The organism is Rhodococcus sp. ARP2 (assembly GCF_001029585.1).
GTDB classification, from domain to species: Bacteria; Actinomycetota; Actinomycetes; order Mycobacteriales; family Mycobacteriaceae; genus Rhodococcus_F; species Rhodococcus_F erythropolis.
In genome coordinates, this window is the sequence record NZ_LEKE01000004.1 from 1 (window position 1) to 8,492 (window position 8,492).

Below are 8,492 nucleotides of genomic sequence, written 5' to 3' on the forward strand. Positions count from 1 at the left end.
CCCCCCCCCGGTTGGGGGAAATCGCGGCCGAATCGTCGGCAAATCTCACTAGGGTTAGGTGCGTGTCCTGATGGCCGACGTCCTAACGCTTCCGGCGATCCGGAACGGGAACGATTCGAACGGTTCATCGTGCGCGGACCTGGCGAGCGGGATTGCCATTTTTGGACCGGCAGCATTTCCGATGACGGGTACGGAAGAAACTGAGCGGAATTACATCGGGTATACATTCGACCGATACCGACTTGGTGCACGAGGAGCAAACAGATGCCGGAGCCGTTCGCGATCGAGGTGGACTCCTTCTACAACACGATCGTCCTGCGATCACCGGATGACTACGAACCGCTCGCGCCAGAATGGTTTCCCACCGAACCCCAGTTGGTGAACAGCGGAGCAGGCCGGTTCGTCATCCACACCGGTGGACGCGGACTCGTACGCGTGACAGTCTCCGCAACCGACACGCCCGCAGCCTAGTTCGGCTCCACGTCAACCCGGGTAAGGCTCGTCGAGAGCGCGGAGGCGACGAGGCCGTCAAGCAAGCTGAGCGGAGGTTGCATCAAATGCAACATTGATGCATCTGTTTCGGCGCCGATTGCCGTTATGTCCGGTGGTCAGTGGTGTCCGGGGAGGTCGACTGGCGGATGTGCAGTATTCGAAACGTGCTACATTCCCAGCCTCTTCATCGCCGCCCGATTCAACCGACGGACCGTGAGATTGGCCTATCATATTCCCATCACGGCTGAGGGCTCGTCATACTTCATCCAGAAACGCGCCCGCAATCGATATCGGATCCTCTCGTCCAGGTCGCACTTCTGGATGACCTCGCAAGCATCAAGCAGAAGTGCACGGTCGATGTCTGGTGGAATCGATGGCCTCGCACGCCGAAGTTCGAGTTGGTCGTCACCGGTAGCGCTCTCGTGAAACGCTGCGAGAACGCGTGAGACAACGTCATCGATCAGTTGACCTTGCTCGTCATTGTCGCCCCAGTACCCGGGTGGGCTGTGATCGGAGGACCACGTCGAGACGCTATAGGCCAGAACACTTTTCGGTCGTGGATCCGACGGGACGTGCGGGACCTTCGCGAGGTCCAGCGGGGTTCGGGCAGTTGGCCGCGCCGCCGCCGCGACGGCGGGGGTTGACGTGGACGACTGGAGCGGGGCTATCGGCGCCGGCACGGGTTGGCGATCGACTTCGACCACTGCTGCATCGACCGCCGCGCCGTCGATGTTGTCGAGTTCATCGACAGCCGGATTAGGTGCCGACTAACACCATGCGCTTTACCCTCGACAGTCGGTACAGCGAGCAGCAGGACCTGGACTCCATGCACCTGGGCTTCCTCGACTGCTTCGGCGAGATCATCATCGCCGGAGACGAGAAAGAACACGTCGGATGCCCTGTTGCGTGCTTGGGCCACGCGGTCGAGGCCCATTCGAAGGTCGACCCCCTTCTGCTCAGCGTTGACACCGAACCGTCCGAGTCGGAGCTTCACTTTGGGGAGCTCGCCGATGCGTTCCTGCTGTGCATCCGGAATCCCGTTGCGGGCCGAGTCGCACCAATGCACCCGCAGCATCGCAGTCCTGCCTTACTTCCGCAGCTGCCAACAGTGAGCCGATCAGTTTCGAGTAGTCGACATGGATGCCGCCTCGCAGTGAAGTGCCGGTGACACGAGTCGCAGCAGAGGCGAGGAGATACCCGGCATCGATGTAAGAGCGCAGGTCGACCGCATGCGACATTATGGCACGCAGCCAATCACCGCCCCGTCCAATCACAATCAGCCACTAACTGAGGCCAATTCAATACATCAAGAAAGAGTTTCCGCGATTAGCACTAAAGTAGTAGTACTAAAGTTCAGAGCTTCAGTTCTCAACCTACTGAATGGTAGGGAATTTGCAGGAACCGTCACCAGAAACAGATCACTACGTCCACGATTTTTAAATTTCTAGAACGGGTTCCATCCCGCCGAATAATCAGCTATGGTGATTCGCGTCACCCCAAAGATGCAAGGTTCGCGAAAATGCTTTGAGACGCCCGGTTTGATTACGATCAAACATTTAATGGCCACTCGACGTCCATTCGGAATCTCACATCGGGGCTGGCTGGGCTTCATGGCTGCAGATCATCGTCGGCTACTCGCGTTCCGACCTGACTCCTCAGTGCCCAATTTTCGTGGGGTGCAAACCGACTTTTTTGTCAGACCGCACAGCGAGATACAGGTGACCTTGTTAAGAACAGAAAGGTTCGGAACATGAACATCAAGAGGATTTCGTCTGGCGCCCTCGCCCTCGCAGGAGCATCCGCCATCGCTTTCGCTGGGCTCGCATCGGCCGGCCCGGCCGTGCCGGGCGTTCCCACCGCCGACAACCAGGTCTGCGGAATGGCTTCAGATCCCGCAGGAAATGGCGTAGCAGGCGTTGTCATCAACGGCACTGTAGGTGGGGTGGCCATGCCGATCTCGGCCACGACGAATGCGAACGGAAGCTACTGCGTCCAGGGCACATCCACCCTCGCCAATGATGTCATCGGCGGCGCCAAGGTCCAAATCTTCGCTACCGCACCCGCCGGCAAGACGATTACCAGCTCCAACCCCTGGTACTCCACCACGTTCGGAACTAACCAGATCGATACGTGGATCTTCTTGGCCCATCTCGACTCCACGTACAACTCTGCGGTCGGATTCAACTTCACTACATCATAAGGAGGAATAAATGTCAGTAGAGTTCCTGCGTGCACTCAAGGCTCTCGTAACCGGTTTGACCCCAGTTCTCGGCGGTTCACTTGATGGCTTGAACGCGATGTCCATGAATAGCAACTCGGATGGTGGTCTGTGATGGGTTCGGTAGCCGAGGCGACCTCGTCATTGGGTCAAACCGTAGTTCAGATGGTTCCCACTCTGTTCATGTTTTTGATCCAGACCCCATTGGAGCTATCCATGGGATTCAAGGTCTAGAAAAGGAGAGCGCGATGTCGCTTGAAGCAACGTCAGTCGATTTGATGGCACTTGTGCGGAAAACATGGATCGGTTCCATGAACCCGTTACGAATGTTCCTCTTGGCACTCTCCTAAGAAAGGACCTGGATGATGCTAGGAAACTACTGGAATGGTCTCGTGAACCTAGTTCTAGGTTTAACAACGGTCATGGTTGTCGGACTGGACACCGCCTCGAAACAAGGGGCTGGATGGTCTAGTCTGGACTCTGCGAGTAGCAATTGACAGTGATCTAAGCGAGACTGCGTGGGCGTGGCCGGATTCCGGCCACGCTCACGTGCTTTCAAATGGTGCCTGGACCTGCGCTTTTCGAACTCTCGCCGAGTGCTTGGCATCGCACAGTCGCGAGCATCTCGATGCAGTCGCCGCCGAGCTCAACAACCGGCCCCGCAAAATACTCGGTTGGAGTACGCCCGAAAATCGCCTCCGCGGTTTGCTCTATAACTTGTCTCCGTAACCATCGCGACCGAGTTGCACCATCGTTCAACGCCGGATGAACTGCCACCCTGACCAGGTGATCGTGATTCGACAGGCATGGTGGCGGCTGCTCTCGCAGCCCGTCTAACCACGTCGTGGGCTGTATGCAGCCCACGCGCAAGTCGATCCTGGCCGAGCCCGAGGTTTCGTACAGCCCCTGACCATTCAGGAGCCTTACAGTGACGTCCCTCGAAATCACCACTGCACGCAGCGACCGTCTACGCGACGACATCGCCGAAAACCCGAGCCGATACCGAGTCCTGACCGGTGAACGCCCCACCGGCCCAATGCATCTCGGACACTACTTCGGCACCCTCGCAGTAAGGGTTCGCCTGCACCAACGCGACGTCGACACGTTCATCATCCTCGCGGATTACCAGGTCATCGCCGACCGCGACGCCATCGGCGAAGTCCGCGACAACGTGTTCAGCGCAGTGCTGGACTACCTTGCCGCAAGCATAGACCCGCAACTAGCGACGATCTTCACTCACTCCGCGATACCCGCACTTAACCAACTCGTGTTGCCATTCCTGAGCCTGGTCACCGAGGCCGAGTAGCACCGCAATCCGACAGTCAAGGCCGAACACGCCGCATCCGGGCGTGCCCTCAGCGGTCTCCTGCCCATTTACCCGGTCCATCAGACCGCGGACATACTCTTCTGCAAAGGCAACCTCGTTCCAGTCGGGAAAGACAACCTCCCACACGTCGAAATGACCCGTGTCATCGCGCGACGCTTCAACGACCGCTACGGCCAGGTCTTCCCCGAACCTCAAGCGCTGCTTACCTCGAGCCCCGAAGTACCTGAACTCGACGGCAGAAAGACATCCAAGAGCTACGGAAACGCCATCACACTGTCGATGACCGCCGACGACACCGCAGCGGCAATCCGCAAGGCACCGACCGACTCACAACGCCGCATCACCTTCGACCCGATCAACCGCCCCGGGGTATCCGCACTGCTGACCACAGCAGCATTGTGCTCAGGTCGCGACGAGAATGACCTCGCCGACCAGATCGGCGACGCCGGCGCAGGCGCACTCAAAAAGCTCACCACCACGCTCGGGAACGACTTCCTCGCCCCTCACCGGCAACGCAGAAACGACCTCGCCCAAGACCCCCACCATGTCGCCGACGTCCTGCGCATCGGAAACCAGCGCGCGAACGAAATCGCCCAACAGACCCTCGAGGAAGTCCGAACCGCAATGGGCACCATCTACTGATCGACTCCTACCCATAGCGCACTCCAGTAGTTTGGACATTCACCGGGTTGCGACGATCCCTGGAATCCGCCATCGGGAGTGTCTGATCAACGGTGGATCCGACCTCGGTATCGGTTAATTACTGTTGAGGGTGATGCGTGCTTCGAAGGTGATAGCGAACGCGTTCAGCGCTGGCTTCCACCTCATCGCCCATCGCGCCTTACCTTTCCCAGTCGGGTCCAGAGCCCGAGTCGCCAGATACAAGCATTCGAGCGCCGCCTGCTCCGTCGGGAAGTGCCCACGAGCACGCACAGCACGCCGGTAACGAGCGTTGACGGACTCGATCGCATTGGTCGAGCAGATCACCCGCAGGATCTCTTTCGTCGTAATCCAAGAACGGAACGAACTCGGTCCAGGCGTTCTCCCACATCCGCACGATCGCTGGGTATCGCTCACCCCAAATTCCGCAGAATTCGATGAACCGTTCCTTCGCCGCGGACTCCGACGGAGCGGTGTAGACAGGTTTGAGATCACGGGCCATCTTGTCCCAGTACTGCCGTGCCGCGAACCGAAAGGTGTTGCGTATCAAATGAATGATGCAGGTCTGCACCACCGCGAGTTCCCAGACGGTGTTGATCGCATCCGGCAACCCTTTCAGGCCGTCGCACACCACGATGCACACGTCGGCGACCCCGCGGTTCTTGATTTCGGTGAGCACCGACAGCGAAGAACTTGGCGCCTTCGCCTCCGTCCCCGGCCCAAATCCCGAGGATGTCGCGTTCACCGTTCACGGTGACCCCGATCGCGACAAACATCGGCCGGTTGGTGACCTGACCGTCGCGGACTTTGACGTGCACCGCATCGATGAACATCACCGGATACACAAGATCGAGCGGCCGGTTCTGCCATTCGGTCATCTCGCCGACAACCTTGTCGGTGATGCGGGAGATGGTGTCCTTCGAGACCGTCGCACCATAGACGTCCTGAAAGTGCGCGGACACATCGCCGGTCGTCAACCCCTTTGCAGTAAGCGATAATACAATCGCGTCGATCCCCGTCAGGCGTCGTTGCCGCTTCTTGACGATCTGCGGCATGAACGAGGAATCGACATCCCGCGGGACATCGATCTCGACCGGCCCGATCTCGGTGAGCACGGTCTTCGATCGCGTGCCGTTGCGGGAACTGCCGCTACCTCGGCCGGCAGCATCGTGCCGTTCGTAGCCGAGGTGCTCGGTCATCTCCGCGTCTAGCGCGATTTCGAAAACGTTCTTGGTGAGCTGATTGAGCAGCCCGTTCGGGCTCATCAGCTCCACGCCCTGCTCCTTGGCTTGTGCCAAAAGTTGCTCGGCCAGCTGTTTCTGATCCTCCTCGTCCGCCATGGGATCCAGTTTTTCGGTCATGATCGATCCTTCCCACCAAGCTCAGCTCGGCGTGTCGAACCAAGACCGGATCAACCGTTTATCTGACAGTCCCCTCACTAGCGAGTAAGTCGTCAGAGCGATTCTTCGGGTTTGGGTGTGCGTTTTGACCATCGCCATACCGGACAGCACGGAACGGGCTTCTGGGCGTGACTGACGTGGAGAAACTTAGCGAAAAGTTTCCAATTGGGTGTCCCGTCGGCGAACGTGGGTGTGAAGATCGGGTGTCGAGATGCAACACCGCCGGCAGAACACGGGATCCAGGTTGATCTTCTGGTGAAGGCGGGTGTGGATCGCGACCAGGCTTATGTCGATCATCGTGTCAGCGGCGGGCAGGCTCGTCGGCCAGGTTTGGATGATGCGATCAACGCGGCTCGGGCCGGCGACGTCCTTTGTGTGACGATGCCTCATTAACTGTCGCGCTCGGCGAAGGATCTGCATGAGCCGGTAGAACGGATCGCGGAGAAGGTGTATCGCTGTCAATTGACGGTCAGTTGTACGACCCGCGCGATCCGATGGGGAAGATGTTCATCGGCTTGCTGGGGATTGATGACGGAGTTTCGAGTCGGATCTGATTCGTGGCCGCACTCGTGACGCCCTGGCCGCCGCGACAGCTGCTGAGAAGAGAAAGGTGCGTCGGACAAGCTCACCGGCTGGAGAAAAAAGTCAGTCATGATCGGGTCTTTTCTTCCAGAGGCTCCCGGTCTGGAGCCTCACCGGTTGCCGCGGGTCGGGCTCCTTCGATGTGTGGGTCAGCTCGTTACGCCGCGTTAAGAATCTGAAAACTTGGTGAGCAAACCTTCCTTTCCCAGGTGAAGCGGCGGATTATCGAAGTGGCCGCGCATCTGGTTACCGCGCGGCATGTCGAGCGCGCCTGAAGGCACAACGGGCCGGGAGGTCACATGCTGCTACATCAATCGATCGGGTTGGGGCGCTTCAACGAACTACCGCGGCAGAAGGCAGTTCACGCACTGTTCGAGTGCTGCTGCTCGCTGACGTGGGCCGGGTGGGTCAGCGACGGACGTCCGTTTGCCGATCACGCGGAGATCCTCTCGCGCGCCGAGGACGCGATTCTCAACCTCTCGGACGTCGACGTCGAACGCGCCCTGCAATGCCATCCACCGGTCGGCGTCCGTAGGAACAGCGTGCCGTCCCACCTCGAGCAATGCTCGATCTGGGTTCCGGACGACGCCGTCATGGCAACCATCTATCGCGCCGGCGAGGAGTACGAGCGGAACTTCGGCTTCCGGTATCTGTGGTGTTCGCACGGCCACGACGCCGACGACCTGCTCGAGAACATCGGCGAGCGCATGTCCAACGAGCGGTCCGTCGAGCGCAAGGTCTGCATCGACGAGCTCGCCAAGATCACGCGGACGAGGATCGAGCGCATGCTGGGACCCGAGGACGGTTATCCCGAGTACTGAAAAGAAAAGCGGGTGCGGCGCTTTCGCGCCGCACCCGCTTTCATGCTCTGAATCGATCAGAGATCGAACTCGGCCGGAGAGATTCCGACTGCAAAACACATGTCGCGTACGACGCCGCGCTCGTGCTCGTCGAAGTTGCCGTCCGCGCCGCCGATGATGATGCCGATCTGGATGACCGCGCGGGCCTGATCCTGCTTCGACTTGAGCTTGGCGATGGTCGCGGTTGCCTCGACCTTGCCGAACTCGTAGTCCGAGGACAGCTTGCTGCAGTACCAGTCGAACTGCTCACGAAGCTCGTCCGGCGGGAAGACCGCGAGCGACTCGTTGCTCATGATCAGCGCGGCGGTCTTCTGACGCTCCGACGGATCGATCGAACCGTCTGCGGCGGCGATCAACGCGCACATTGCCATGCTCGCGTTCTTGAATTCCTTGTTCTGGAACTGGCTGGTCTTTGTCTTGAGCTGGCCGTTCATCTCCTGAGCCTTAGCCTTCAACTGATCCCAGAATGCCATGAGTCTCCTCGAGTATTGCCGCCACACACCGCGCGTGGTCGTACCACCACTCTGCCTGTGCGCTCGGCAATCCGCCATCGGCCACTAGGTGCGGTCGAACACTGACAGAATTCGCGACTCGGAGATCGGGTCGAGCACGTCCGGGGTGAAGTGCCATTGCGTGCGGGTCCACGGATCGTGAACCTCCGTCTGCCCTGCTGCCGAAAGATGTTGGCACCCCTCGGACAGCGCGGCGACGGATTCTTCCGCGAAGTTCGACTCGTCCTCTCCGACAATCAGTATCGACAAACCGATTGCCGGTCCGCGTTCGGCGAGGAACATGATGGTCTGTGCGTCTTCGGCGGAGTATCCGTGCGGGAAATCGCTGAGGATCAACAGGCGCAGGGAACTCGGACCATCTGCGACACCACTCATTCGCGCGAGTTCGCCCATGTCGACGGCCTCGGCCAGTGCCCGCAAGCGCGCCGAGATCTCGGTGTG

5 protein-coding genes and 4 pseudogenes are annotated in these 8,492 nt (G+C 59.4%); 5 read left to right on the forward strand and 4 right to left on the reverse strand.

What is annotated here, in order from left to right; genetic code table 11:
- Positions 1 to 264 precede the first annotated feature (264 nt).
- Positions 265 to 471: a hypothetical protein gene (locus tag ABX74_RS02005; RefSeq protein WP_029254398.1), complete on the forward strand. Its 207-nt coding sequence runs from the start codon at positions 265 to 267 to the stop codon at positions 469 to 471.
- Between the two features lie 248 nt (positions 472 to 719).
- Here the strand turns inward: ABX74_RS02005 and ABX74_RS02010 are convergent.
- Positions 720 to 1,723: pseudogene (locus ABX74_RS02010) on the reverse strand (NYN domain-containing protein).
- 519 nt (positions 1,724 to 2,242) lie between these two features.
- Here ABX74_RS02010 and ABX74_RS02015 point away from each other — a divergent pair.
- Both ABX74_RS02015 and trpS read left to right on the forward strand, forming a co-directional pair.
- Positions 2,243 to 2,692: a hypothetical protein gene (locus ABX74_RS02015; protein ID WP_029254397.1), complete on the forward strand. Its 450-nt coding sequence runs from the start codon at positions 2,243 to 2,245 to the stop codon at positions 2,690 to 2,692.
- A gap of 946 nt (positions 2,693 to 3,638) precedes the next feature.
- Positions 3,639 to 4,679 (forward strand): annotated as a pseudogene (gene trpS / locus ABX74_RS02020) (tryptophan--tRNA ligase).
- A 114-nt stretch (positions 4,680 to 4,793) separates the two neighbouring features.
- Here the strand turns inward: trpS and ABX74_RS02025 are convergent.
- A pseudogene (locus ABX74_RS02025) lies at positions 4,794 to 6,037 on the reverse strand (IS256 family transposase).
- A 327-nt stretch (positions 6,038 to 6,364) separates the two neighbouring features.
- On the opposite strand from ABX74_RS02025, the gene ABX74_RS30710 reads away from it, so the two are divergent.
- Both ABX74_RS30710 and ABX74_RS02035 read left to right on the forward strand, forming a co-directional pair.
- Positions 6,365 to 6,490 carry a recombinase family protein gene (locus tag ABX74_RS30710; RefSeq protein ID WP_244891507.1) on the forward strand — a complete coding sequence of 42 codons (126 nt, stop codon included), beginning with the start codon at positions 6,365 to 6,367 and terminating at the stop codon, positions 6,488 to 6,490.
- 488 nt (positions 6,491 to 6,978) lie between these two features.
- Positions 6,979 to 7,500, forward strand: a complete 522-nt coding sequence (locus tag ABX74_RS02035) for a 2-oxo-4-hydroxy-4-carboxy-5-ureidoimidazoline decarboxylase (RefSeq protein WP_047888111.1) — start codon at positions 6,979 to 6,981, stop codon at positions 7,498 to 7,500.
- A 56-nt stretch (positions 7,501 to 7,556) separates the two neighbouring features.
- Here ABX74_RS02035 and ABX74_RS02040 read toward each other — a convergent pair whose 3' ends face one another.
- On the reverse strand, positions 7,557 to 8,012 hold the full coding sequence (locus ABX74_RS02040; RefSeq protein ID WP_003941110.1) for a tellurite resistance TerB family protein: 456 nt from the start codon (positions 8,010 to 8,012) through the stop codon (positions 7,557 to 7,559).
- 84 nt (positions 8,013 to 8,096) lie between these two features.
- Positions 8,097 to 8,492: pseudogene (locus ABX74_RS02045) on the reverse strand (tellurium resistance protein); the annotation flags it as partial.